The 25,332-nt window shown below is 67.4% G+C and carries 27 protein-coding genes; 14 read left to right on the top strand and 13 right to left on the bottom strand.

Annotated features, from left to right (window positions below; translation table 11 throughout):
• Window positions 1–4 precede the first annotated feature (4 nt).
• From EOD42_RS09845 to EOD42_RS09835, 3 genes are all read left to right on the top strand, one after another.
• Complete coding sequence (locus tag EOD42_RS09845) at window positions 5–850, top strand: prephenate dehydratase (RefSeq protein ID WP_127787360.1); 846 nt, start codon at window positions 5–7, stop codon at window positions 848–850.
• Between the two features lie 107 nt (window positions 851–957).
• The gene (locus EOD42_RS09840; protein ID WP_127787359.1) at window positions 958–1,329 is read left to right on the top strand and encodes a DoxX family protein; all 372 of its coding nucleotides are present in this window, start codon (window positions 958–960) and stop codon (window positions 1,327–1,329) included.
• A 68-nt stretch (window positions 1,330–1,397) separates the two neighbouring features.
• Complete coding sequence (locus tag EOD42_RS09835; RefSeq protein ID WP_127787358.1) at window positions 1,398–2,330, top strand: 2-hydroxyacid dehydrogenase; 933 nt, start codon at window positions 1,398–1,400, stop codon at window positions 2,328–2,330.
• On the opposite strand, the gene EOD42_RS09830 is transcribed toward EOD42_RS09835, so the two are convergent.
• Window positions 2,324–2,965, bottom strand: a complete 642-nt coding sequence (locus EOD42_RS09830) for a class I SAM-dependent methyltransferase (RefSeq protein ID WP_164867860.1) — start codon at window positions 2,963–2,965, stop codon at window positions 2,324–2,326. The two genes, EOD42_RS09835 and EOD42_RS09830, sit on opposite strands and share 7 nt — an antisense overlap.
• 113 nt (window positions 2,966–3,078) lie before the next feature.
• Between EOD42_RS09830 and EOD42_RS09825 the strand changes: the two genes are divergently transcribed.
• Entirely contained in the window at window positions 3,079–4,053 is a 975-nt protein-coding gene (locus EOD42_RS09825; protein WP_127787356.1) for a Bug family tripartite tricarboxylate transporter substrate binding protein, read from the top strand.
• A 127-nt stretch (window positions 4,054–4,180) separates the two neighbouring features.
• Here EOD42_RS09825 and EOD42_RS09820 read toward each other — a convergent pair whose 3' ends face one another.
• The 6 genes from EOD42_RS09820 to EOD42_RS09795 all read right to left on the bottom strand — a co-directional run bounded on the left by EOD42_RS09820 (window position 4,181) and on the right by EOD42_RS09795 (window position 10,133).
• On the bottom strand, window positions 4,181–5,137 hold the full coding sequence (locus EOD42_RS09820) for a Bug family tripartite tricarboxylate transporter substrate binding protein (RefSeq protein WP_127787355.1): 957 nt from the start codon (window positions 5,135–5,137) through the stop codon (window positions 4,181–4,183).
• A 95-nt stretch (window positions 5,138–5,232) separates the two neighbouring features.
• Window positions 5,233–6,471, bottom strand: coding sequence for an MFS transporter (locus EOD42_RS09815; protein WP_127787354.1), 1,239 nt, complete (start codon window positions 6,469–6,471; stop codon window positions 5,233–5,235).
• Window positions 6,472–6,713: 242 nt separating this feature from the next.
• Window positions 6,714–8,018: an ATP-dependent protease ATPase subunit HslU gene (hslU, locus tag EOD42_RS09810; protein WP_127787353.1), complete on the bottom strand. Its 1,305-nt coding sequence runs from the start codon at window positions 8,016–8,018 to the stop codon at window positions 6,714–6,716.
• Entirely contained in the window at window positions 8,018–8,569 is a 552-nt protein-coding gene (gene hslV, locus EOD42_RS09805) for an ATP-dependent protease subunit HslV (protein WP_127787352.1), read from the bottom strand. Before hslV ends, hslU begins: the two co-directional genes overlap by 1 nt.
• Before the next feature lie 163 nt (window positions 8,570–8,732).
• Window positions 8,733–9,047 (bottom strand): hypothetical protein, encoded by a 315-nt coding sequence (locus EOD42_RS09800; protein WP_127787351.1) that lies wholly within the window; start codon window positions 9,045–9,047, stop codon window positions 8,733–8,735.
• Between the two features lie 810 nt (window positions 9,048–9,857).
• Complete coding sequence (locus EOD42_RS09795) at window positions 9,858–10,133, bottom strand: hypothetical protein (protein WP_127787350.1); 276 nt, start codon at window positions 10,131–10,133, stop codon at window positions 9,858–9,860.
• 139 nt (window positions 10,134–10,272) lie between these two features.
• Here EOD42_RS09795 and EOD42_RS09790 point away from each other — a divergent pair, with 139 nt between their 5' ends.
• From EOD42_RS09790 to EOD42_RS09760, 7 genes are read left to right on the top strand one after another with little or no spacing between them, the layout of a single operon-like run.
• Window positions 10,273–11,922 (top strand): fumarate hydratase, encoded by a 1,650-nt coding sequence (locus tag EOD42_RS09790; RefSeq protein WP_127787349.1) that lies wholly within the window; start codon window positions 10,273–10,275, stop codon window positions 11,920–11,922.
• Between the two features lie 18 nt (window positions 11,923–11,940).
• The gene (locus EOD42_RS09785; protein ID WP_127787348.1) at window positions 11,941–12,180 is read left to right on the top strand and encodes a DUF1272 domain-containing protein; all 240 of its coding nucleotides are present in this window, start codon (window positions 11,941–11,943) and stop codon (window positions 12,178–12,180) included.
• Window positions 12,180–12,569: a RidA family protein gene (locus tag EOD42_RS09780; RefSeq protein WP_127787347.1), complete on the top strand. Its 390-nt coding sequence runs from the start codon at window positions 12,180–12,182 to the stop codon at window positions 12,567–12,569. Before EOD42_RS09785 ends, EOD42_RS09780 begins: the two co-directional genes overlap by 1 nt.
• A complete protein-coding gene (locus EOD42_RS09775; protein ID WP_127787346.1) occupies window positions 12,570–12,968 on the top strand; it encodes a VOC family protein in 399 nt (132 codons plus the stop codon).
• A 35-nt stretch (window positions 12,969–13,003) separates the two neighbouring features.
• Window positions 13,004–14,203, top strand: a complete 1,200-nt coding sequence (locus EOD42_RS09770) for a pyridoxal-phosphate-dependent aminotransferase family protein (protein WP_127787345.1) — start codon at window positions 13,004–13,006, stop codon at window positions 14,201–14,203.
• Complete coding sequence (locus EOD42_RS09765) at window positions 14,200–15,183, top strand: Bug family tripartite tricarboxylate transporter substrate binding protein (RefSeq protein WP_127787344.1); 984 nt, start codon at window positions 14,200–14,202, stop codon at window positions 15,181–15,183. The genes EOD42_RS09770 and EOD42_RS09765 overlap by 4 nt, the downstream gene beginning before the upstream one ends.
• Complete coding sequence (locus EOD42_RS09760) at window positions 15,183–15,956, top strand: short-chain dehydrogenase/reductase (protein WP_127787343.1); 774 nt, start codon at window positions 15,183–15,185, stop codon at window positions 15,954–15,956. The genes EOD42_RS09765 and EOD42_RS09760 overlap by 1 nt, the downstream gene beginning before the upstream one ends.
• On the opposite strand, the gene EOD42_RS09755 is transcribed toward EOD42_RS09760, so the two are convergent.
• Window positions 15,919–16,338 carry a winged helix-turn-helix transcriptional regulator gene (locus tag EOD42_RS09755; RefSeq protein WP_127787342.1) on the bottom strand — a complete coding sequence of 140 codons (420 nt, stop codon included), beginning with the start codon at window positions 16,336–16,338 and terminating at the stop codon, window positions 15,919–15,921. The two genes, EOD42_RS09760 and EOD42_RS09755, sit on opposite strands and share 38 nt — an antisense overlap.
• Window positions 16,339–16,432: 94 nt before the next feature.
• Between EOD42_RS09755 and EOD42_RS09750 the strand changes: the two genes are divergently transcribed.
• The gene (locus EOD42_RS09750) at window positions 16,433–17,422 is read left to right on the top strand and encodes a quinone oxidoreductase family protein (RefSeq protein ID WP_127787341.1); all 990 of its coding nucleotides are present in this window, start codon (window positions 16,433–16,435) and stop codon (window positions 17,420–17,422) included.
• 19 nt (window positions 17,423–17,441) lie between these two features.
• Here the strand turns inward: EOD42_RS09750 and EOD42_RS09745 are convergent, their stop codons facing one another.
• Complete coding sequence (locus EOD42_RS09745; RefSeq protein ID WP_127787340.1) at window positions 17,442–18,398, bottom strand: amidohydrolase family protein; 957 nt, start codon at window positions 18,396–18,398, stop codon at window positions 17,442–17,444.
• Window positions 18,399–18,475: 77 nt separating this feature from the next.
• On the opposite strand from EOD42_RS09745, the gene EOD42_RS09740 reads away from it, so the two are divergent.
• Both EOD42_RS09740 and EOD42_RS09735 read left to right on the top strand, forming a co-directional pair.
• Window positions 18,476–20,371, top strand: a complete 1,896-nt coding sequence (locus tag EOD42_RS09740) for a propionyl-CoA synthetase (RefSeq protein ID WP_127787339.1) — start codon at window positions 18,476–18,478, stop codon at window positions 20,369–20,371.
• Window positions 20,371–20,778, top strand: a complete 408-nt coding sequence (locus EOD42_RS09735; protein ID WP_127787338.1) for a hypothetical protein — start codon at window positions 20,371–20,373, stop codon at window positions 20,776–20,778. Before EOD42_RS09740 ends, EOD42_RS09735 begins: the two co-directional genes overlap by 1 nt.
• 87 nt (window positions 20,779–20,865) lie before the next feature.
• On the opposite strand, the gene EOD42_RS09730 is transcribed toward EOD42_RS09735, so the two are convergent.
• The 4 genes from EOD42_RS09730 to EOD42_RS09715 all read right to left on the bottom strand — a co-directional run bounded on the left by EOD42_RS09730 (window position 20,866) and on the right by EOD42_RS09715 (window position 24,906).
• Window positions 20,866–21,216 carry a carboxymuconolactone decarboxylase family protein gene (locus tag EOD42_RS09730; RefSeq protein ID WP_164867859.1) on the bottom strand — a complete coding sequence of 117 codons (351 nt, stop codon included), beginning with the start codon at window positions 21,214–21,216 and terminating at the stop codon, window positions 20,866–20,868.
• A 72-nt stretch (window positions 21,217–21,288) separates the two neighbouring features.
• The gene (gene clpA, locus EOD42_RS09725) at window positions 21,289–23,664 is read right to left on the bottom strand and encodes an ATP-dependent Clp protease ATP-binding subunit ClpA (protein WP_127787337.1); all 2,376 of its coding nucleotides are present in this window, start codon (window positions 23,662–23,664) and stop codon (window positions 21,289–21,291) included.
• A 106-nt stretch (window positions 23,665–23,770) separates the two neighbouring features.
• Window positions 23,771–24,109 carry an ATP-dependent Clp protease adapter ClpS gene (clpS, locus tag EOD42_RS09720; RefSeq protein WP_127787336.1) on the bottom strand — a complete coding sequence of 113 codons (339 nt, stop codon included), beginning with the start codon at window positions 24,107–24,109 and terminating at the stop codon, window positions 23,771–23,773.
• A 260-nt stretch (window positions 24,110–24,369) separates the two neighbouring features.
• A complete protein-coding gene (locus EOD42_RS09715; protein WP_127787335.1) occupies window positions 24,370–24,906 on the bottom strand; it encodes a phasin family protein in 537 nt (178 codons plus the stop codon).
• Between the last annotated feature and the right edge of the window lie 426 nt (window positions 24,907–25,332).

The following is a 25,332-nucleotide window of genomic DNA, read 5'->3' as shown; positions in this document are numbered from 1 at the left end:
CGACATGCCCATCATCGCCTTCCAGGGCATGCCCGGTGCCTATTCGGACCTGGCCTGCCACCACGCCTATCCCGGCTGGACCACCCTGCCCTGCGCCAGCTTCGAGGCGGCGATCGAGGCGGTGCGCGACCACAAGGCGGACCTCGCGATGCTGCCGTGTGAGAACAACCTCGCGGGCCGCGTGCCCGACATCCACCGCCTGCTGCCCGAAAGCGGCCTGTTCGTGGTGGGCGAGCATTTCCAAAGCGTCGAGCACTGCCTGCTGGGCAACAAGGGCGCGACCATCGAGGGGCTGAAGCGCGCGCATTCCCACCCGATGGCCCTCGGCCAGGTGCTGAAGGTGCTGAAGGAGCTGAAGCTGCAGCCCGTCATCGAGGCCGACACCGCGGGCGCCGCCAAGCTGCTGGCCGAGCGCGGCGGGCTGGAGGACGCGGCGATCGCGAGCTCTCTGGCCGCCGAGACCTACGGGCTTGAGATCCTGCGCCGCAATGTCGAGGACGAGGCGGGCAACACCACCCGCTTCTATGTGATGTCGCGCGATGCGGCCCTGCCCAAGCCCGGCACGCCGCGCTGCGTCACCACCTTCGTGTTCCAGGTGCGCAGCATCCCGGCCGCGCTGTACAAGGCGCTGGGCGGCTTCGCGACCAATGGCGTGAACCTGACCAAGCTGGAATCCTACATGCTGGGCGGGCGCTTCACCGCCGTGCAGTTCCTGTGCGACGCCGACGGCCACCCCGAGGAACCCGCCATGGCCCGCGCGCTGGAGGAGCTGAAGTTCTTCTCCCATGAGCTGCGGGTGCTGGGCACCTACACGGCGCATCCCTACCGCATCGAAAACGTGGGGAACTGAGGCGCCGCCTCAACAGAACTGGCGATTTTCGCCGTTACGATCCTGCACTATCCGGCCTGTCGGCGGCACCTGGCCGCCGGCGGCTTCGGCCAACAAGGATCGGATCAATGACGGACATCGCCATCTGGAGCGACCGGGTCCTCAGGACCCTGCTGGTCGTGCTGTTCACCATCGCCGGCGCCATGAAGCTGACGGCGCACCCCTTCGAAATCCATGGCTTCGAGCATTTCGGCTACGCGCCCTGGTTCATGTACGCGATCGGCGTGCTGGAATTCGCCGGCGCCTTCGCCCTGCTGCACCGGCGCAGCCTGCAACCGGCGGCGGCGCTGATGGCCGCCATCCTGGTGGGGGCCGTGATCAGCCACCTGCGCGTGGGTGACCCGGTGCCGATGACCATCCCCGCCCTGGTGGCACTCGGCATGACGCTGTCGCTGATGCTGCTGCACCGCCGCCCCGGCGTGGGGCTGGCCGCCGCCTGAGGCTGGTCGCGGGGCGGGGGGCGATGTAGAGCAGCCCTTCCCTGCCCCTTACCGAGAGCGAACAGGCCATGGCGATCCTTCTGTCCACCAAACTGAATGCCATGGAAGCCTGGCGCGACGCGCTGCTGGCGCTGGACCCCACGCTGGACATCCGCCTGTTCCCCGAGGCCGGCAACCCCGAGGACATCGAGGCCGCCGTGTGCTGGACCGCGCATGACATGGGTGAGCTGCGGCGCTATCCGAACCTGAAGCTCATCGTCTCCATGGGTGCGGGCGTGGACCACCTGCTGCGCGCCCCGGGCCCGCCGCCGGGCATTCCGGTGGCCCGCCTGAAGGACGACATGCTGACCACCGCCATGGGCGAGTGGGTGCTGATGAACGTGCTGCGCTTCCACCGGCAGGACCTGGAATACCGCGCCCAGCAGGAAGCCCGCATGTGGAACGAGCTGCCGGCGCCCATGACCTCCGAACGGCGGGTGGGCTTCCTGGGGCTGGGGCAGCTGGGCGCGCATTCGGCGCAGCTGTGCCGCCACCTGGGCTTCCCCGTCATGGGCTGGACGCGCAACCCGCGTGAGGTCGAGGGCATCCGGTGCTTCCACGGCGATGCCGGGCTGCGCGACATGCTGGCCCAGACCGACATCCTGTGCTGCCTGCTGCCGCTGACGCCCGACACGCGCGGCGTGATCAACAAGGACACGCTGGGCCTGCTGCCCAAGGGGGCCTATGTGATCAACTCCGCCCGCGGCGGGCATGTGGTGGATGCGGACCTGCTGGCGGCGCTCGACAGCGGCCATGTCGCCGCCGCCGCGCTGGATGTGTTCGAGCCCGAGCCCCTGCCGGCCGACCACCCCTATTGGGGCCACCCCAAGGTGCTGGTGTGGCCGCATGCCAGCAGCATCACCATTCCGCGTAGCGCGGCCCCGCAGGTGGTCGAGAACCTGACGCGCCTGAAGGACGGCCGGCCGCTGATCAACCTGGTGGATTTCGCCGCGGGTTACTGATCCGCCTTCTCGACCAGCAGGAGGCCGTCGATCGCCTCCTGCCCCTCCCAGTCGATGGTGGTGTGTTCCAGCGTGCGCAGGCCCATGCGGTCCGCCACATGGCGCACCACGTCCAGGCTGCCGAAGTTCCGCCACAGCCGGTTCTGGTGATAGTGGCCGCCCGGATTTTCCAGGTTGTTGGAGACATGCAGCAGCGCCCGCCCGCCCGGGCGCAGCACGCGCGCCGTCTCCCGCAGGTAATCCAGCACGTCCAGCAGCTCGAAATGCAGCATGGCGTCATAGCTGAACAGGGCTGAATAGGCGCCGCTTTCCAACCCCGGCAGGTCGTTGCCGTTGTTCACCAGGTAATGCACGCGCGGGTCGGCACCGAAGCGCTCGCGGCAGGCGTCGATGTTGGTCTGCAGCACATCCACCAGCGTGATCTCGCCCACCCGCCCGATGCATTGCGCCGCGTGCCGGCCATGCCCGCAGGCCAGTTCGACCACGCGCGTCAGGTCCAGCATCTCGAACCAGCGGCGGAAGTGTGTCTCCTCGCCCCAGAAGGGGTCGAGCCAGTTTTCCGCCTGCTCGTAATACGGGGGCACCAGCCAGTCATTGGCGATGGCGCGGCGCATCTGGCTGGTCTTGTCGAGCATGGCCAGGGAATCGCACAACCTGGACGGGCATGTCATGTGGTAATCTCGCGGAAAGCGGCGGCTTGACCGGAACGCCCGGCCGCCGCAGAGGTGGCCGGTCCGGAGGAAAACCCATGTTCACCGCTCGCCGCGCCCTGTTTGCCGCCGTCTTTTCCGCCCCCTTGGCCGCCCCCGCCATTGCCCGCGCCCAGCGCGCCGGCAGCACCATCCGCCTGATCGTGCCCGCGCCGCCGGGCGGTTCCACCGACATCCTGGCCCGCGCCCTGGCCGAGGATGTGGGCCGCGCGCTCGACCTGCGCTTCGTGATCGACAACCGGGGCGGGGCCGGCGGCATCATCGGCACGCGCGCCGCGGCCGAGGCACCGGCGGACGGCACGACGCTGATCCTGGGCCATAACCAGACCCATGCCTCCAACCAGTGGCTGGCGCGCAACCTGCCCTATCATGTCATCAACAGCTTCGCGCCGATCGCGCGGCTGGCCTCCGTGCATCACGCCACCGTGGTGCCCGCCGGCCATGCGGCGCGCGACATGGCCGGGCTGGCGGCGATGGGCAAGAACGGCGGGCGGCTGGCCTATGCTTCCTCCCAGGCGGGCTCGGCGTCTCATGTGCTGGGCGAGACCTTCTCCCGCCGCGAGGGGCTGAACAGCACCCATGTACCCTATCGCGGGGCCGCCCCGGCCGCGCAGGACACGGTGGCGGGGCTCGTGGATTTCTATGTCTCGACCTGGCCCTCCGTCATGGCGCTGGTGCGCGACGGGCGGCTGCGGGCGCTGTCCATCGGCGGGCCCGCGCGGATGGCGGACTTCCCGGACGTGCCGACCACCGCCGAGGCCGGCGTGCCCTATATGGCCGTCGATGCGTGGTTCGGCATGTTCGCGCCGCACGGCACGCCGGAGGAGATGGTGAAGCGCTACTCCGACGCCTTCGTGGCGGCGATGCAGAGCCAGGAGAACATCCGTCGCGTGCAGGGCTTCGGGTTCAACCCGGCCACCTTGGGCGCCACGGAATTCGCGGCGTTCCAGCGCCAGGATGTGGAGCGCTGGCATGAGATGGCGACGCTGACGGGAATTACGCTGGAAGGGTGATTTGTTCTTTTTTACAAAAAAGAACCAAAAAATCTTTGTCAGTTAAGTGTGGTTATGGGGGTGAAGGCGCGCCTTCACCCTGAACTCGCAAAAGTCTTTTTGCTTCTTTTTCTACAGAAAAAGAAGATCACTCCGGCTTCAAATTCGCCAGCCGCACCACCTCGGCATAGGTCACGGTATCGCGCCGGATGCGCTCGGCCAGCTGCGCCGGGCCCTGGGCCATCACATCCAGCCCCATCCCTTCCAGCCGCGGCTTCAGCTCCGGCTTGCCGATCGCGCCGATAATGGCGGCCGACAGCGCTGCCTTCACCTCGGGGCGGCCGCCAGAGGGCATCACGACGCCATACCAGGTGTCGGAGACCAGCTGCGGGAAGCCCTGCTCCGCCATGGTGGGCAGGTTCGGCACCAGGCGGTGGCGCGTGGCCGACACGATGCCGAGCCCCACCAGGCGCCCGTCACGGATCGGGTCCAGCGCATCCGGCAGGTTGGCCAGGGTGTAGTTCACCCGGCCGGCCAGCAGGTCGGTCATCATGGGCGCCACGCCCCGATAGGGAACATGCTCGGCGTTCAGCCCGGCCAGCAGCTTCAGGTGCTCAAGGCCCATGTGCTGGCTGGTGCCCTGGCCGTTGCTGCCGAACACCACGCCCGCGCCCGGCGCCTTGGCCTTGGCCAGGAAGGAGGCGAAGTCGGTCGCGAAGGAGGGGTGGCAGACCAGCACATGCGGGGTTTCCACCAGCAGCGCCAGCGGGTCGAAATCGCGCTCCGCATCATAGGGGCGCGGCTGGTGCAGGGTCTGGTTCACGGTGAAGCTGTTGGCGACCATCACCACGGTCTGCCCATCGGGCGGCATGACCTTCACGGCCTGCACGGCGACCAGCGTGCCGGCGCCGGGGCGGTTTTCCACCACCACGGACTGGCCCAGCGTGGCGGCCACGCCCTCGGAGACCAGCCGCCCCACCAGATCGAAGCTGGAGCCGGGCGGGAAAGGCACGACATAGCGGACAGGCGCGGTCGGCCGCCAGGACTGGGCGAGCGCGGGCGTCGCGAGAAGCCCCGGCAGGGCCATCAGGGAGCGGCGGTACATGGGCAATCTCCTTCGGTTCGAAGCAAATTGCACCGGCGTAACCCGCGCGCCAGCCCCATTCGGGCCATGGCGGCCACCCGGCGCGCGGCGAATGCTCAGGCCGCGCGCACCCTGAGCAAGAGAAGGGCGCCCAGCCCCAGCAGACCCAGCACCACCGCCATGCCCGCCACCTGGCTGGCGAACAGCGTGGTGGCCAGCGCCAGCAGCGAAGGCCCGATGAAGCCGGTGACGCGCCCCGAGAGCGCGAACAGCCCGAACCACCCCGCCGCCTGGTCGGGCGGCGCCAGCCGCGCCATCAGCGTGCGGCTGGCCGCCTGGGCGGGGCCGAAGAAGATGCCCAAGCCCCCGCCCAGCACCCAGAACATCGTCCGGCTTTCGACCATCAGCAGCGCGATGCCGATCAGGATGATGGCGGCCAGGCTGGCCAGCACGGTGCGGCGGGAACCCAGCCGGTCCTCCAGCCAGCCGCCCGCGAAGGCGCCGGCGCCGGCCGTGACGTTCAGCAGGATGCCGAACAGCAGGATTTCCTCGACCTTCATGCCGAAGCGGCCGGCGGCATAGATGGCGCCGAAGGCGAACAGGGTGTTCAGCCCATCCGTGTAGAACAGCCGCGCCAGCAGGAAGCGCCCCAGCACCGGCTGGTGCGGCAGCTGCCGCAGCGTGTCGCGGATGCCGCGCAGCCCCTCACGGATGGCTTGCGAGACCGGCGGTTTCTCTCGCGGGTCCGGCACGGCCAGCAGCACCGGCCAGCCGAAGGCCAGGATCCAGGCGCCGACCAGCAGGGCGGTGGCGCGGACATGCTCGGCGGCGCCGCGGTCCAGGCCGAAGGGCGCGGGATCGGGCTTCAGCAGCACCACCAGGCTGACGCCCAGGCACAGCAGCCCGCCGATATAGCCGATGCCCCAGCCGATGCCGGAGATGCGGCCCATCTTCTCGGTGGGCGCCACGGTGGGCAGCATGGCGTTGTAGAAGACGGTGCCGAGCTCGAAGGACACCGTCGCGATGCCGATCAGCAGCAGCGCGGCCAGCGCGTCCTCCGCGCGCGGATGCACGAACCAGATGGCGGCGCTGGCCAGCGCGGTCAGCACGGTGAACAGCGCGAGCAGCGCCCGCCTGCGCCCGCCCGCATCGGCCACCGCGCCCAGGATGGGCGACAGGATGCCGATCGCCACCCCCGCCAGCGCCTGCATCCAGCCCCACATGGCCTGGCCCTCGACCGGGCTGGGGGCCACGGCGGAGGTGAAATAGGTGGCGATGACGAAGGTCGAGACGATGGTGGGAAAGGCACTGTTCGCGAAGTCGTAAAGGCACCAGGCCCAGGCTTTCGCAGGCATCGGCGCCCCCTTCGTTCATGGCTGAAGGGGCAGCTTATACGACGGGCGGCGGATGGCTATCGGTGGTTGGTTGATCTTCTTTTTTCCGTAGAAAAAGAAGCAAAAAGACTTTTGCGAATTTATGGGCGCACGAACCGCACATCCGCGCCGAATAATAATATCAAAAATTTTTTGGTTCTTTTTTATAAAAAAGAACAAAGGTCTGACCCCCGACCCAAGAAGAACCGGGGGCCGCACCAACACTACAGGATATAGCGCGACAGATCGGCCGACCCGGCCAAGGGGGCCACCTTCTCCCGCACCAGCCCGCCATCAACCTTCACCGTCTCACCCCCGCGGTCGGAGGCGGTGAAGCTGATCTCCTCCAGCAGCCGTTCCAGCACCGTGGACAGGCGGCGGGCGCCGATGTTCTCGACCCGCGCGTTGATGTCCGCGGCCAGATCCGCCACCGCATCCACCGCGTCCTCGGTCACGTCGAGCGTCACGCCCTCCGTGCCCATCAGCGCGATGTACTGCTTGACCAGCGAGTGTTCCGGGTCGGTCAGGATGCGGCGCAGATCCTCACGGCTCAGCGCCGTCAGCTCCACCCGGATCGGCAGGCGGCCCTGCAGTTCGGGCAGCAGGTCGGACGGCTTGGAGACATGGAAGGCACCGGCCGCGATGAACAGGATGAAGTCCGTCTTCACCGCGCCATGCTTGGTGTTGACCACCGTGCCCTCGATCAGCGGCAGCAGGTCGCGCTGCACGCCTTCGCGGGATACATCGCCGCCGCGCACCCCGCCCTCGCCGCCGCGCGCGATCTTGTCGATCTCGTCGATGAAGACGATGCCGTTGTTCTCGACATGGCGCACCGCGTCGCGGATCAGCTGATCCTCGTCCAGCAGCTTGTCGGCTTCCTCGCGCAGCAGGGCCTCACGCGCATGGGCCACCGTGACCTTGCGGGGCTTGGCACCCTTGCCGAACATCTTGGCCAGCTGTTCCTGCATGTTCTGCATGCCGGGCGGCATGCCCGGCATTTCCATCACGCCGATGGGCGCGGCGGCAGGCTCGGTCAGCGCGAGTTCGATCTCGCGGGTTTCGAGCTCGCCGGCGCGCAGCATGCGGCGGAACTTCATGCGGGTCTCGCCGGAGGCACCTTCGCCCACCAGCGCGGTCAGCAGGCGTTCCTCGGCGGCGAGCTCGGCCTTGGCCGCCACGCCCTTGCGGGCCTGTTCGCGCAGCTGGACGATCGCGACCTCCAGCAGGTCGCGGATGATGCCGTCCACATCGCGGCCGACATAGCCGACCTCGGTGAACTTCGTGGCCTCCACCTTCATGAAGGGGGCGTTGGCCAGCTTGGCCACGCGGCGGGCAATCTCCGTCTTGCCGCAGCCGGTCGGGCCGATCATCAGGATGTTCTTGGGCACCACCTCGGCCTGCACGGCCTCGGGCAGTTGCTGGCGGCGCCAGCGGTTGCGCAGGGCGATGGCCACGGCGCGCTTCGCGTCGGCCTGGCCCACGATGTAGCGATCCAGCTCGCTCACGATCTCACGCGGGGAGAGTTCCATCACAGCGTCTCCAGCACGAAATTGCCGTTGGTGTAGACGCAGATATCGGCCGCGATCTTCATCGAACGGCGGGCCACCTCCTCGGCGGAGATGCCCTCCACGGTCATCAGGCCCCTTGCGGCGGCCAGGGCGTAATTGCCGCCCGAACCGATGCCGATGATGCTGTCCTCGGGTTCCAGCACATCGCCATTGCCGGTCAGCAACAGGGAACGGTTGGCGTCGGCCACCGCCAGCAGCGCTTCAAGCCGCCGCAGGTAACGGTCCGTCCGCCAGTCCTTTGCCAGTTCGACGCAGGCGCGCTCGAGCTGGTCCGGGAAACGCTCAAGCTTGGCTTCGAGGCGTTCCAGAAGGGTGAAGGCATCGGCGGTGGCGCCGGCGAAACCCGCCAGAACCTTGCCGCCGGCGATACGCCGCACCTTGCGCGCGTTGTTCTTCACCACGGTAGCACCCATGGAGACCTGGCCATCGCCGGCCATGGCCACCTGTCCGTCCCGGCGCACGCAGAGAATGGTAGTGCCATGCCAGCCGAGCGGGTCGTGTGAGTTTGTCATGGGGGGCGATGTGGCGTGTTCGGTGCGGCGTTGCAACGCATGGGGGGTATGAAAGGGAGGCGGGCGTGGCAGCAGTCAGGGGCGCTGCCCCCGACACCCCCGGCAGGAGCCGAAAGGCCCCTGCACCCCAGCTTGTTTACTGGCAGAATGCCCTGGGGGCGTCTCAGGCCGGCTGCGGAGGGTAAGGCCAATGGAACCAATATTCCATGCCGACACGCATTTCGTCCCCGTCTCTCGACCAGTCGCGCTCGATCCGGCGTAGAATGCTGGATTTTTCCTGGTCTGGCCACGGCTTGCACTTTCCATCGGGAAGAAGATCGACTGCCAGGAAGCCACGATCGATCATCAAACCGATGAACTGCAGAGTTTTTTCCATTTGATTTTTCTCGGTAAAATCGGGAAAATAATCTCTCGCGCCATCTATTATGAGGTACAGTGCTATGTAATCTATCTCACCCTCCGCAATGAATTGATCCATGATATGATTTATATTTGACATTTTATACCTCCTAATCGAAAGAATGAATTTTTCTAACAGCTCTCATCCCAGGTATATTGATATCAACGGCCGTAGACCCGCTTGACGATGTAGGCCGATATCCTAATTCTGCTGCCGTCGGGCAGCAGGACAAGCCGGCCTGAATGTCCTGGCGGCGTGATTTCCACACCACCGCGACCGGCAGTGAGGCGCTCGAACATCGCTCGTGCAGCCTGATCGCCTCCGGGCAGGCTTCGAACGTGTGGCCGTGATCGAGGCCACACCGATCCGATAGGCCGTCCACCTGGAGCCACGATCTCTGCGGGTGATTCCGCAGGAGCGCTTTGCCGGGGCGCCAAAGGGGGTTAGGCAGGACGCGGGGATGTTGCACTTGATCCGCCACCTCCCCCGCCACCACCACCGCCCCTCAGGACGCCGCCACCTTCAAGCGGTTGGTTGATTGGCTCACCCGGTCGCTGCTGCCCGGGAATCGGCCGCTTCATCGCAAGCGAGAAGCCACCCGTATCGCCATGACCAGGGTTGCTGCGCTGATACGGACCCACATGCTCGGTCCGGCCTTCCCGCACGCGGGTATAGCCGCTGACGGATACCAGCGTGCTGGTGCGGGCTACATGACCTCTGGCGGCATTCGCCGCCGCGCTTCGGAAAGATCCCGCATCCGGCATGGGGACTGGTGTGAGGCCTGCCGCGGAATGATCTCCACGTCATGAGCCTATTTTCCTATATCAAAACACACTCAAAATCAAGAACAAACTAGGAACATGTGAGATCGCGTTACTGAAACTGCCGTCAGTGCCGATGATCAGGCAGCCAGGACCAGTGGGTCAGCGCCACGACGCTCGGGTCTGGCGCAGCGTTCCAGGCATGTCGAACGCGCGCCAGGATGGTCTGATGGTCCTGGTCCTGCCACGGGGTGCAGCCACCGGCCTCCGGCCCCAGATCGACGGCGAAGAACCCGTATTCCAACATCTGTTCGAGAAGGGACATCGCGTATTCGAACCTGTCGAAGCCAGGCGTTTTTCCCGCTTGCTGGTATGCCTCCGACAGGATGTCGGACAGGCTCACGTAATCAATCCTGCCCTCCGCGATCAGATCCTCAATGACATCCACCCTCGCGCCCACACCCATCCCTCTTCCGCACCTGTTCCCCCGCCCCAGCTAGTCCTATAGGTTTCCCATAACCAGCCAGCTTCAGGGGCCTTCCATGCCGCTTGACCAGCCCGCCCGTCCTCAGGGTTACGCCTTCAGCACCATGTTCCCGCTCGGCGAGGACACCACCAAATACCGCAAGCTGGACATCCAGGGCGTGTCCACCGTCGAGGTGGACGGCAAGACGATCCTGAAGATCAAGCCGGAAGTGCTGGAGAAGCTGGCCTTCGAGGCGTGCCACAACGTCTCTCACCTGCTGCGCCCCGCGCATCTGCAGCAGCTGTCCAACATCCTGAAGGACCCCGAGGCGAGCGCGAACGACCGCTTCGTGGCACTCGACCTGCTGAAGAACGCCAACATCGCCGCCGGCGGCGTGCTGCCCATGTGCCAGGACACCGGCACGGCGCTGGTGTTCGGCAAGAAGGGCCAGCGCGTCTGGGTCGAGGGTGACGAGGAGGAGGCGCTCAGCTGGGGCGTCGCCCGCACCTATACCGAGACGAACCTGCGCTATTCCATGATGGCGCCGCTGTCGATGTATGACGAGGTGAACACCGGCAACAACCTGCCGGTGCAGTTCGACCTGATGGCGAGCCCGGGCGAATACCACGCCGACGAGTTCTTCCTGCAATTCGTCCTGAAGGGCGGCGGCAGCGCCAACAAGACCTTCCTGTTCCAGCAGACCCGTGCGGTGCTGAACAAGGACAAGCTGCTGAAGTTCCTTGAGGAAAAGATCAAGACGCTCGGCACCAGCGCCTGCCCGCCCTATCACCTGGCCATCGTCATCGGCGGCACCAGCGCCGAGATGAACCTGAAGACGGTGAAGCTGGCCTCGACCAAGTATCTCGATGCGCTGCCGACCAGCGGCGACAAGTCCGGCCACGCCATCCGCGACCTGGAGCTGGAGGCCGAGGTGCACAAGCTGACCCAGAACCTGGGCATCGGCGCGCAGTTCGGCGGCAAGTATTTCTGCCATGACGTGCGGGTGATCCGCATGGCGCGCCACGGCGCCTCCCTGCCGATCGGCATCGGCGTGTCGTGCAGCGCGGACCGGCAGATCAAGGCCAAGATCACGCCGGAGGGCGTGTTCCTGGAGCAGCTGGAGACCGAGCCCGCGCATTACCTGCCCGAGCACACGGACGACATCCTGGGCGGGGAGGTCGTCAAGATCGACCTGAACCAGCCGATGGACGCCATCCGCGCCACGCTGAGCCAGTACCCGGTCAAGACCCGCGTGTCGCTGACCGGCACCATCGTCGTCGCCCGCGACATCGCCCATGCGAAGTTGCAGGAGCGCATCGACGCGGGCCAGGGCCTGCCGCAATACATCAAGGACCACCCGGTCTATTACGCCGGCCCCGCCAAGACGCCCGAGGGCATGCCGACCGGCAGCTTCGGCCCCACCACGGCCGGCCGCATGGACAGCTATGTCGAGGGTTTCCAGGCCGCCGGCGGGTCGCTCGTGATGCTGGCCAAGGGCAACCGCAGCAAGGCGGTGCGCAACGCCTGCCAGAAATACGGCGGCTTCTACCTGGGCAGCGTGGGCGGCCCCGCCGCCCGCCTGGCGCAGGACTGCATCAAGCATGTCGAGGTTCTGGAATACCCGGAGCTGGGCATGGAAGCGGTCTGGAAGATCCAGGTGGAGGATTTCCCGGCCTTCATCGTCGTGGATGACAAGGGCAACGATTTCTACGACGGTCTGGAGTAACAGACACCGAGGAACGCCATGCTTGCCCTGCGCCCGAACTGCGAATGCTGCGACCGGGACCTGCCGCCAGACAGCGACCAGGCCCTGATCTGCACCTTCGAATGCACCTGGTGCCGGGAATGCGGGGAAAAGCGCCTCGGCATGAAATGCCCCAATTGCCAGGGCAATCTGGTGGCGCGGCCCATCCGGCCCGCCGCCATGCTGGCGAAATTCCCCGCCAGCACTGAACGCAAGCACCGCCCGGAGAAATGCGCCTGATGACCCGTCGCCTCATCTCCTCCGGTTCCGTCTTCGAGGAAGAAATCGGCTATTCCCGCGCGGTGGTGGATGGAGACTACGTGTTCGTCTCCGGCACCACCGGCTACGACTATTCGACCATGACCATCGCGGATGACGTGGTCTCCCAGGCCGACCAGTGCTTCCGCAACATCGCGATGGCACTGGAACAGGCCGGCACCAGCCTGGACCATGTGGTGCGCGCCACCTTCATCGTGCCGCGGCGAGAGGACTGGCAACCCTGCTGGCCTGTCGTGAAGAAGTATTTCGGCACCGCCCGCCCGGCCTCCACCCTGATCCATGCCGGTTTGCAGACCGATGCGATGCGCATCGAAATCGAAGTCACCGCCCGCCTGACAAAGGACGCCTGAATGCGCTTTGCCGTCGATCGCCTGGATCACCTGGTCATCAATGTCCTGGATGTGGAGGTCTCTGCCTCCTGGTATCAGCGCGTGCTCGGGATGGAGCGCGAGGTGTTCGGCAAGGACAACCGCACCGCGCTGCGCTTCGGCGGGCAGAAGGTGAACCTGCGCCCGCATGATGCCTCGCCCGAGGCATGGCACAGCAGCACCAACACCCAGCCCGGCACGCAGGACCTGTGCTTCATCGTCACCGTGCAGTCGGCCGATGTGGTGGAGCATCTGAAGGAATGCGGCATCGCCATCGTCGAGGGGCCGGTGGTGAAGTTCGGCGCGCTGGGGCCGATGAACAGCGTCTATTGCCGCGACCCTGACGGGAACCTGATCGAGATCAGCACCTACGGCGACTAGCGGCGCCGAGGGGCGCCAGGGGGAAACACAAGAAAATGAACGCCATACAGAAGCCGCGGGGCCGGATGTTCTTCGCGAACCCGGGCCCCACCAACATCCCCGACAGCGTGATGCGCGCTGTCTCCCACGCCAGCATCGACTTCAACGATGCGGATTTCTTCGAGCTGTACGAGCGTTGCGTGGCGGGGCTGAAGCGCGTCCTGCGCACGAAGCAGCACCTGTTCTTCTACACCGCCTCGGGCCATGGCGCCTGGGAAGCCAGCATGGCCAACCTGTTCAACACCGGCGACACGCTGCTGGTGATCGAGACGGGGCATTTCTCCGAATCCTGGGCGAAGATGGGCAAGGCGCTGGGCCTGTGCATCGACACGCTGCCGGCGGACTGGCGCAAGGGCGCCGATTTCTGCGCCCTGCGCGCCAAGCTGGCGGGCGACACCGAGCACCGCATCAAGGCCGTCTGCGCCGTTCATAACGAGACCGCGGCGGGCACCATGCTGGACATCGGCGCGGTGCGCGCCGCCATGGACGCTGCCGGCCACCCGGCCCTGCTGCTGGCGGACACGATTTCCTCCCTCGCCTCCCTGCCCTTCGAGATGGATGCCTGGGGCGTGGATGTCGTGGTGGGCGGCAGCCAGAAGGGGCTGATGCTGCCCACCGGCTTCTCCTTCACCGGCGTCTCGGAGAAGGCGCTGGAGGCGCATAAGGGCTCTCGCATTCCCAAGCATTACTTCGACTGGTCGGAGATGCTGACCCGCCGCCACCGCAGCTTCATCGGCACGGTGCCGACCACGCTGTTCTATGGCCTGGCGGAATCCCTGCGCCTGCTGGAGGAAGAAGGGCTGGAGCAGGTCTGGGCGCGGCACACCCGGCTGGCGCGCGCCGTGCGGGCCGCCGTGAAGCACTGGTCGGGCAACGGGCCCAATAGCAATGTTGGCGGCCCCGAGCTGTACTGCCAGGACGATGCCCGTGCCAGCGACAGCGTGACCGCCATCCTGATGCCCGATGGCCATGACGCGGATGCCGTGCGCGCCACCTGCCGCAACCGCTTCAACGTCTCGCTGGGGGCCGGGCTGAACAAGCTGGCGGGCCGCGTGTTCCGCATCGGCCATCTGGGCGATTTGAATGAGCCGATGGTGCTGGGCACGCTGGCCAGCGTGGAAATGGCGTTGAAGCTGAACAACGTGCCGCACCGCCCGGGCGGCGTGGCCGCCGCGATGGAGGAACTGACCGCATGAAGCGCCGCCTGTTCCTGGGGGCGCTGGCCGCCCCTGTTGTCGCAAACGCCCAGCCCGCCGGCTGGCCGGACCGGCCGATCTCGCTGACCGTGCCCTTCCTGGCCGGCGGCAGCACCGACATCGCGGCGCGCATCATGGCGGAGCGCCTCTCGCCGCGCCTCGGCGCCAATGGCCGCGTCATCGTGGAAAACCGCGCGGGCGCCGGCGGCGCCGTGGGCAGCGAATGGGTGAAGAACCGCCCGGCCGACGGCTACACGCTGCTGCTGGGCACCGCTTCCTCCCACGCGAGCAACCCGGCCGCCCTGCCGCGCCAGACACCCTATGACCCCGTGGCCGATTTCACGCCCATCGCCATGGTCGGCGGGGGCCCGATGGTGCTGGTGGTGCCTGGCACATCGCGGTTCAGAACGGTGCGGGATCTGTTCGACTATGTGCGCGCCAATCCGGGCAAGGCCAGCTGGGCGACCTCGGGCGCGGGCGGCATCGGGCATCTGACCGGCGAGTACATGAAGATCGCGGCCGGCGGGCTGGTGGCCGAACATGTGCCCTATCGCGGCGGGTCCGCCGTGATGGAGGCGCTGGCCAAGGGCGAGGTGGAATACAGCCTGGAAGTGATGGCCAGCACGGCGAACCACCTGCGCGACGGGCTCTCGCGCGGGCTGGCCGTGACGTCCCTGCAGCGCCACCCGCTGTTCCCGGACATCCCGACCCTGGCGGAATCCGGCCTGCCGGGCTTCGAGGTCACGACCTGGAACGTGCTGCTGGGGCCGAAGGGCATGGACCCCGCGCTGGCGCGCCACATCAGCGCCCAGGCCAATGCGGTGCTGGCGGAGCCCGATGCCTCTCGCCGGATGCGCGACGCGGGCGTGGACCCCGCCGCGCCCACCACCCCCGACACCACCCGCGCCTTCCTGACCAGCGAACTCGAAAAGTTCCGCCGGATCGTGGACCAGGCCGGCATCCGGCTGGGGCGCGAATAATGGACATGGGGCTTTCCGGCCGCACGGTGCTGGTCACCGGCGGCTCCAAGGGCATCGGGCTGGCCTGCGCCGAGGCCTTCGCGGCCGAGGGTGCGGCCGTGATCCTGGCCGCGCGCGACCCGGCCGCCCTGGTCGAGGCGGCAGAGGGGCTGCGCGGGCGCTTCCAGGTCTCCGTCACCGCCGTCGCGGCCGACCTGTCCCGAGAGGATGACCGCCAGGCCCTGTTCGAGTCCCACCCCGATGTGGATGTGCTGGTGAACAATGCCGGCGCCATCCCCTCCGGCGGCATCGCGGACCTGACGCTGGAACGCTGGAAGGCCGCGTGGGACCTGAAGGTGTTCGGCTATATCCACCTGACCCAGCTGTTCCTGCCCCGCATGCAGGCGCGGCGGGACGGGGTGATCGTGAACGTCATCGGCATGGCGGGCCGGGCCAACAAGGCGGGCTATATCGCCGGCAGCGCGGGCAATGCGGCGCTGATCGCCTTCACCCAGGCGCTGGGCGCCGCCACGCCGGCCGACAATGTGCGCGTGGTGGGCATCAACCCCGCCGTGACCGCGACGGAGCGCATGGAACGCCAGGCCCGCTTCAACGCCGAAAAGGCGCTGGGCGACGCCGATCGCTGGCGTGAGACGCTGACGAAGCTGCCCTTCGGCCGCCCCATCGAAGCCGCCGAGATCGGGGAACTGGCCGTGTTCTGCGCCAGCCCGCGCGGGGGGTATCTGTCGGGCACGGTCATCGATGTGGATGGCGGGGGGATGTATCGGGGCTGACCCGGCCGGGCCAGCGCGGCGGCCGCACCGTGCAGTCCACCAGGCGGTCCAGCTCGTCCAGTTCCATGGCGTGGCTGCGGCCCCAGTCGCACAGCGCCATCAGCACGCCCTCCAGGCTGCGCCCCAGCGGCGTGGCGCTGTATTCCACGCGCGGCGGCACCTGGCGGAACACCTCCCGCCGCAGGATGCCGTGGGCCTCCAGCTCCCTCAGCTGCTGCACCAGCACCTTCTGGCTGATCTCGGGCATCAGGCGCCGCAGCTCCGACAGGCGCCTGGGCGCCTCCAGCAGATAGTAGATGACGATCGGCTTCCAGCGGCCGGCGATGAGCTTCAGCGTGCGCTCGGCCGGCAGGATCGGCAGCTTCTTGATCGGGTCGGCCATGGGAACCTCCGGGTGCGTATGGCACGAACTGGTTCGTAGAAGCGGGGCGGAGGTTACGGCCAGAACGGCGCCGAACAGCGCGAAAGCACCCCCGATGAAAGCCATCCGACTGACCCGCTTCGGCGAGCCCGAAGCCCTCGAACCGGTCGACATGCCCCTGCCCGTTCCCGGCGCGGGAGAGGCGTTGGTCCGCGTCAGGGCCTCCGGCGTCAATTTCGCCGATACGCTGATGCGGCGGGACCGCTACGCCGTCACCCCGCCGCTGCCCGCGATCCTAGGGAACGAGGTGGCCGGCACGATCGAGGCGCTGGGCCCGGGTGTCGAAGGGCTGGAGCCTGGCGCGCGCGTCGCAGCACCCATCTTCGCCACTGCCGCCGGCCTCGGCGGCTATGCCGAATATGCCGTCATGCCCGCGGATTATCTGGTGCCGCTGCCGGCGGCGCTGTCCTTCGAGCAGGCTGTAGCCGTCATGGTCCAGGGCCTGGCGGCGCTGCATCTGGTGCGCCGGGCGCCGCCCGCGGGAAAGCTGGTGCTGGTCAATGCGGCCGCGGGTGGCGTCGGCTCCCTTCTGGTGCAGTTGGCGAAGCATGCCGGGGCGCGGCTGGTCGCGGCGGCTGCCGGCGGGGAACGGAAGCTGGATTTCGCGCGTTCCATGGGGGCCGATGCCGGCGTGGATTACACCCGTCCCGGCTGGACGGAGGAGCTGGTGGCGGCGCTGGGCGGGCACCGGCCCGACATCATCTATGAATCCGCCGGCGGCGACGTGACCAGGGACAGCCTGCAACTGCTGGCACCCCTCGGGCAGATCGTCATCTACGGCGCGCTGAACATCCAGGATTTCGCGCTGGGCGTGCCGGAACTGCTGGGCCTGATCTTCAGGAACCAGTCGGTGACGGGCTTCGCCGTGGTGCCCCTGCTGGACGCGGCGGCGCTGAAGGCCGATCTCGGGACGCTGTTCGGCCTCGTCGCCGATGGCCGGCTGACGGTCACGATCGGTGGCCGCTTCCCGCTGGAACAGGCGGCGGAAGCCCACCGCCGGATGGAACGGCGCGATACGATCGGCAAGCTGGTGCTGCTGCCTTAGGGCCTGGGGACTCTCGGGATCAGAGCAGCGCCTCCATGTTCGTCCTCGCCACGCGCTCCCGCACGGCGGGGGTCAGCTGGCGCAGGACGTTCTGCACGCTGTCGTACTTCATCGTGTCGCTGGCCAGCGTGCGGTGGCTGGCATCGGTGCCGATGATGAAGCGCCCCGGCTGTTCCTCGATCAGCCGCAGCCATTCGGGCCACACCGCGATGCCGTCCCGCAGGATGGTATAGTCGGGTGAGCGCGGGTGGCGCGGCCAGGTGCGGGCGCTCAGCTCATAGGTCAGGTTGGGGTGCTGCCCCAGCAACCGCGCGGCCAGGAACAGCGGCGTATAGCCGCCATGGGCCCAGATGACCGGCACGTCGCGATAGGCCTCAATCAGCGCCTGCATCTCCCGCAGGCGCGTCACCTCGATATGCACCATCACCGGAACGCGGTGCCGCCGCGCGACCTCCATGATGCCGCGCATGGTGGGGCCCATCGGGTCGTAGTCGGTTTCGGGCAGGCCGGGCGAGGGGAAGTGGACCGCCGAGACCTCACCGATGCCCTTGAAGCGGCCGGTGGCCAGCAGGGCATCCAGCCCCGACGCCACGGCGGGGTCGTCCGCATCCCATTGCCGCCGGTCGGCCCGGCGCAGCGGAGAGACGCAGGCGAAGGGGATGAAGCGGTCCGGATGGCGGGTGGCGGCGGCCAGGATGGTGTCGTTGTCGCCGTTGCGGCCCCAGAACACCACCGCGCGGGTGGCGCCATGCCGCTGCATCAGCTCCAGCTGCATGGCCTCGTCATTCAGGTGGACATGGGCGTCGATGAAGGGCGTCAGCTCGCCCGGCGGCCGCTCGCCAGGGGCGGCGGCAGGGGCGGCGGCGCGGCGGCGGATGCGCTCCCCGCCCTCCTGCGCCAGGGCCGGCGGTGCGGCCAGCGCCGTGGCGGCCGCCAGCAGCGCCGCACGCCTGCCGCGAGCATACGAATGGTTCATGGCGCCTGACCCCCAATCTGCTGGACATGCGGCGTGGCGCCGCCCTATCCCATGGTCCAAAGACTAGGGAGGATACCATGGACGGAACAACCGTCGGGTACGACGCCGCGCGCGCGGCCTGGGCCGCCAACCCCGAGGGCTGGTGGATGGAATGCGCACGGGGCCTGGACTGGTCCAAGCCGCCGTCCCGCGCCTTCTTCGAGGGCCAGGGCGCCTATGGGCTGTGGTTCGCGGATGGCGAGCTGAACACCTGCTACAACGCGCTGGACCGGCATGTGGCACGCGGGCGCGGTGACCAGGCGGCCCTGTGCTATGACAGCCCCGTCACCGGCACCAGGCGCCGCATCACCTATGCCGAGCTGCTGTCCGAGGTGGAGCGCCTGGCGGGTGCGATGGCCGCGCGCGGCGTGGTGAAGGGCGACCGCGTCGTCATCTACATGCCCATGGTGCCCGAGGCCGCGATGGCCATGCTGGCCTGCGCGCGGCTGGGCGCCATCCATTCCGTGGTGTTCGGCGGCTTCGCCGCGCCCGAACTCGCCGCCCGCATCGACGATGCCGAGCCGCGCATGATCCTGGCCGCCAGCTGCGGCATCGAGCCGGGGCGCATCGTCGCCTACAAGCCGCTGCTGGATGCCGCGATCGACCTGGCGCGCCACAAGCCCGACCACTGCCTGATCCTGCAGCGCGACCAGCAGCCCGCCACCATGGTGCCGGGCCGCGATGTCGACTGGCGCGAGGCCGTGGCCGCCGCCGCCCCGCACCCCTGCGTGCCGGTGGAGGCGACGCACCCGCTGTATATCCTCTACACCTCCGGCACGACGGGTAAGCCCAAGGGCATCGTGCGCGAGAACGGCGGCCACGCGGTCGCGCTGCACGCCTCCATCGCCAACATGTACGGGCTGCACGCGGGTGATGTGATGTTCACCGCCAGCGATGTCGGCTGGGTGGTGGGGCATTGCTACATCGTCTACGGCCCGCTGATGGCCGGCCTGACCAGCGTGTTCTTCGAGGGCAAGCCCGTCGGCACGCCCGATGCCTCCACCTATTGGCGGATCTGCGAGGAATACGGGGTGAAGGTGATGTTCACCGCCCCCACCGCCATCCGCGCCATCAAGAAGGAGGACCCGGAGGGCAAGCTGGCCCGAAAGCACGACCTGTCGCGGCTGGAGGCGATGTTCCTGGCCGGCGAGCGCTGCGACCCCGACACGGTGGCCTGGGCCGAGCAGCTGCTGGGCCACCCCGTGATCGACCATTGGTGGCAGACCGAGACGGGCTGGCCCATCACCGGCGCCTTCCGCGGCCTGGGCATGTTCCCGCTGCGGCATGGCTCCGGCGGCAAGGCGGCGCCGGGCTTCCATGTGGTGGCGCTGGATGAGGGCGGACACGAGCTGCCGCGCGGCGCCATGGGCCAGCTGGCCCTGCGCCTGCCGCTGCCCCCGGGCGCGCTCAACACGCTGTGGCGCGCGCCGGACCGCTTCCACCAGAGCTACCTGGCGCATTTCCCCGGCTACTACGACACCTCCGACGCCGGGATGGTGGATGCCGACGGCTATGTCTGGGTCATGGGCCGCACGGATGATGTGATCAACGTGGCCGGCCACCGGCTTTCGACCGGCGAGATGGAGGAAGTTCTCTCCGGCCACCGGGATGTCGCGGAATGCGCCGTGATCGGGCGTTCGGACAGCCTGAAGGGCCAGGTGCCCATGGGGCTGGTGGTGCTGAAGGCGGGTGTGAACCGGCCGGAGGCGCTGGTGTGCAGCGAGCTCGTCTCCCGCGTTCGTGAACACATCGGGCCCGTCGCGGCGTTTAGAGAGGTTCACATCGTGAACCGCCTGCCCAAGACCCGCAGCGGCAAGATCCTGCGCGCCACCCTGCGCAAGATGGCCGATGGGGAGGACTTCCCGGTACCGGCGACCATCGACGACCCCGCGATCCTGGACGAGATCGCGGAGAAGCTGAGAGGCGGGGACTGATGCTGCGACGCGCGCTGTTCGGGCTGCTGGCCCTTCCTTCCGTCGCCCAGGCGCAGAAGGTGGAAAGCCTGGACCCGCAAAGCACCGACCGGCGCGCGCTGACGGAGCTGCTGGAACCCCTGTTCCGCAACGCGACCTATGGCCCGGTGCAGCTTCGGGTGCGCCTGATGCGGCGGTCGGGTGACCTGGCCTATGCAAGGGTGCGGGCGCGCCGCCCGGGCGGGCGGCCCATCCTGTGGGAGAACACGGATTTCCGGGGCCGCGTGACGGAACCGGAGGCCGATTGCCATGTGCTGCTGGGTTGGCGCGATGGCGGGTGGCAGGTGCTGGAAGTGATCGCGGGCGCGCCGCATGCGCCGGATATCGACTGGCGGGAGAGGTTCGGGCTGCCGGAAGGGTTGGTATAGTTTCGGGGGGGCGCCCTTCCAAGGCGACGCCCCTCTAAACTCGAAAAGTCTTTTTGCTTCTTTTTCTTCAGAAAAAGAAGAATACCCTCAAGTCCCCGCCTTCTCCAACGCCTCCATCACATGCAGCGAGTAGGTCAGCGCCGCCCCTGCATTCAGCGCGATGGCCACCCCCAGCGCCTCCGCCACTTCTTCCTTCGTCGCGCCTGCGGCCCGCGCCTTGCGCGCATGGGCGTCGATGCAGCCCTGGCAGCGGGTGGTGACGGCCACGGCCAGCGCGATCATCTCGCGCGTCTTGGCATCCAGGTGCTGGGTGGTGCTGGCGCCGCGCGACAGGGCCTGGAAGCCCTTCATCGCCTCAGGAGCCGCGGCCGCGAACACCTTGCCCTGTTCGCGCAGGGCGGCGTTGTACTCGTTCCAATCCTCGATCTGGGCCGTCATCGTTTCTCTCCTTCAGACATGAAAAAGGCACCGGGGCCAGGGGCCACGGTGCCTTGATGGGTACGCGCCAGGTCAGTCGGCGGTCTCGGGGGTCTTTTCCGCCTCACCGTCGCCCTCGCCTTCCGGCTTGGGCAGGGCGGCGACCGGCGGCTCGATGAACTCGAAGGACAGCTCGCCGTCCTTCAGCCCCACCTTCACCGCACCACCCTTCACCAGCTTGCCGAACAGCAGTTCCTCGGCCAGCGGCTTCTTGACGTATTCCTGGATGACGCGGGCCAGCGGGCGCGCGCCATACAGCGGGTCATAGCCCTTCTCGGCCAGCCATTCCTTCGCCGCCGAGGACAGCTCGATGGTGACGTTGCGATCCGCGAGCTGGGCTTCCAGCTGCATCACGAACTTCTCCACCACATTGCCCACGATCTCCGGCGTCAGCCCGCCGAAGGGAATGACGGCATCCAGGCGGTTGCGGAACTCGGGGGTGAACATGCGCTTCACCGCCTCCTCGTCCTCGCCCTGGCGCGTCTCACGCCCGAAGCCGAGCGCCGGCTTGGCCATGTCGGACGCGCCCGCATTCGTGGTCATGATCAGGATCACGTTGCGGAAGTCGACGGTCTTGCCGTTGTGGTCCGTCAGCTTACCGTGGTCCATCACCTGCAGCAGGATGGCGTAGAGGTCCGGGTGGGCCTTCTCGATCTCATCCAGCAGCAGCACGCAATGCGGGTGCTGGTCCACGCCGTCGGTCAGCAGGCCGCCCTGGTCGAAGCCCACATAGCCCGGGGGCGCGCCGATCAGGCGGGAGACGCTGTGCCGCTCCATGTACTCCGACATGTCGAAGCGCAGGATCTCGATGCCCAGCGTCTTGGCCAGCTGCCGCGCGACCTCGGTCTTGCCGACGCCGGTGGGGCCGCTGAACAGGTAGTTGCCGATCGGCTTCTCCGGGTCCCGCAGGCCAGCACGGGACAGCTTGATCGCGGCCGAGAGCGCCGTGATCGCGCGGTCCTGGCCGAACACCATGGACTTCAGGTCGCGCTCCAGGTTCTTCAGCGCCTCCTTGTCGTCGGTGCTGACGGATTTGGGCGGGATGCGCGCGATCTTGGCGACCGTGTCCTCCACATCCTTCAGCGTGACCGTCTTGCGGCGCTTGTTCTCGGGCAGCAGCATCCGGGAAGCACCCACCTCGTCGATCACGTCGATCGCCTTGTCGGGCAGCTTGCGGTCATGGATGTACTTGGCCGAGAGCTCCACCGCGGCGCGGATGGCTTCGGGCGTGTAGCGGACCTTGTGGTGCTTCTCGTAGTTGGTCTTGAGGCCGGTGAGGATCTTCACCGTGTCCTCGATGGTCGGCTCGTTCACGTCGATCTTCTGGAAGCGCCGCACCAGGGCGCGGTCCTTCTCGAAGTGCTGGCGGTATTCCTTGTAGGTGGTCGACCCGATGCAGCGCAGCGTGCCCTGGGCAAGCGCGGGCTTCAGCAGGTTGGACGCATCCATGGCGCCGCCGCTGGTCGCACCCGCGCCGATCACGGTGTGGATCTCGTCGATGAACAGCACGGCGCCGGGGTGGTTCTCCAGCTCCGTCACCACGGCCTTCAGCCGCTCCTCGAAGTCACCGCGATAGCGCGTGCCGGCCAGCAGGCTGCCCATGTCGAGCGAGAAAATCGTCGACTTCAGCAGCACCTCGGGCACGTCGCCCTCGACGATGCGCTTGGCCAGGCCCTCGGCGATCGCGGTCTTGCCCACGCCGGGGTCGCCCACATACAGCGGGTTGTTCTTGGTGCGGCGGCACAGGATCTGGATGGTGCGCTCGATTTCCGAGTCGCGGCCGATCAGCGGGTCGATCTTGCCCGACTGCGCCTTCTTGTTGAGGTTGACGCAGTAGGTGGACAGCGCGTCCTGGCCGCCCTGCTTGCCGCGCGGCTTCTCCTCACGCGATTCGCCCTCGCCTTCCTCACGCGGGCCGCCATTGCTGGCGGTCGGCGGGGTCGAGCCCTGGACGTTGCGCGGCACGGAGCGGCCGGGCGCCTTGGCGATGCCGTGGCTGATGAAGTTCACGGCATCCAGGCGCGTCATGTCCTGCAGCTGCAGGAAATACACGGCATGGGACTCGCGCTCGCTGAACAGGGCAACGAGGACATTGGCGCCCGTCACCTCGTCGCGGCCCGAGGACTGCACATGGATGGCGGCACGCTGCACGACGCGCTGGAAGCCGGCGGTCGGCTTCGGGTCGCCCGCGCGCTCGGTCACGAGGCCGGCCAGGTCCTTGTCGAGAAATTCGGTCAGGTCGCGCTTCAGCTTGTCGACGTCCACGCCGCATGCCTTGAGCACGGTCACCGCCTCGGCGTCGTCGCCGAGGGCGAGCAGAAGGTGTTCTAGGGTCGCGTATTCGTGCCGGCGATCGTTCGCCAGACCGAGGGCGCGGTGGAGCGTCTGTTCAAGGTTACGAGACAGCATGGTCAACGCTCCTTTTCATCTCGGGGTATAAACCCCGTATCCGGGACTCAGTTGGTGTCTCTCCCGGCTTCCGTCAAAATCTTGAAAAATGCCTGCACGGAACGGGTCACTCTTTTTCGATCGTGCACTGCAGAGGATGCTGGTTCTGGCGCGCCAGGTCCATCACTTGTGTCACCTTCGTTTCGGCAACCTCATAGGTGAAGACCCCGCATACCCCCACGCCGCGGCGATGGACGTGCAGCATGATGCGCGTCGCCTCGTCCCGGTTCTTCTGGAAGAAGCGTTCCAGGACGTGCACGACGAACTCCATGGGCGTGTAGTCGTCGTTCAGCATCAGCACCTTGTACATGGCCGGCTTCTTGGTCTTCGGCCGCGGCTTGGTGACGACCGAGGTATTCGGCCCGCCCGGCGCCCCGCCGCCGTTCTGATCCTTGTCGTCGCTCATCCGTGTCATGCCCATTACGCTATCATGCCCAAAAAGCCCGGCCAGATGCCAAAACCGCGAATCCGGCCGGGATGCCCCGGCGAAGTTCGCTGCTGCGGCATGGTGAGAATATCGGTTCTGCGTGCCCAGAGTGAAGGGTGTCGCGCACCGACGGTATAAGTTTGGTGTAACGGCGCGTTTCCGCCGCCACAAAAAAGCCCGGCCAGCGGAGATTCCGCCAGCCGGGCCCGGGTTCAGCCTGGGAGGAGAGGAGGCTGAAATTACGCGGCGACCGGCTTCGCGAACTTCTCGACCGCCAGGGTGAAGCGGGCGGAGATCGGGGCGAAGCTGCCCTCGGCGAGCTTCACGGAGGCCTCATGCAGGGCCTTCATGTCGGCGACCGACTTCTCGAAGGCGGTGCGGAACAGCGTGGTCTGCAGCTCCGTCACGTCCTTCAGGGACTTCGCGGCGGACATCGCCTTCACGCCCTCGATCGTCTGCTCGGACAGGGACTGCGCGGAGGCGATCGCCTGGCGGGACAGGTCCTGCATGCCGGTGAAGTAGAACTGGGCGGCCTGGGTCATCGCCTCGACGTTGCCGCGGCTGAACTCGACGGCGTCCTCGCCGGCCTTCACGAACTGGGCGGCGGCCTTCTGGGCCTCCTCGACGCCCTTCTCCATCGCGGCGCGGGCCTGGGCCGTGCCGTCGGCGAAGAACTTCTGGGCCTGGGCGCTGCTGTCGCTGACCATCTTGGTCACGTCGGCGGCGGTGGGGGCGGTCATCGGGACCGCGGCGATCTTCTTGGTGGTGGCGCTCATCTCGGGCTCCTGCCCGGAGTGCCCGGGCTGCGTGGGGTTTGAGGGGCAGAGGAAAGGCCCCGGGAAGGCACAGTCACATCATGCTACGACATGATGCGCCGCATAGTAGCTACTCTCGGCGATCTGTCGCAAGCTTTTTTGTGCGCTGCAACATGTCCGCCATGTAGGAGCCGCCCATACCGAATGCAAGCTCTTTTTTGTGCGTTGCACAAAAACCGTTTACATCACGCAATGTCGTAGATTTCCTCAACAAGCACTTGATATCGCCACAGAAAAATTTGGAAACATGAGGTGGACAGCGACACCCCCATGCCGCTACCCTGCGGGTGTCACATATCGCGGGGGTGGTATGCGGCCTCTCCGGGCGCCTGGGCGGCGCCGGGGCGATGTTCAGGGGGTGGCGCAGCCGGCCGGCTGCCGCCAGGG

It is taken from the genome of Rhodovarius crocodyli (assembly GCF_004005855.1).
GTDB lineage: Bacteria > Pseudomonadota > Alphaproteobacteria > Acetobacterales > Acetobacteraceae > Rhodovarius > Rhodovarius crocodyli.
This window is presented reverse-complemented; position numbering and strand designations above follow the sequence as displayed.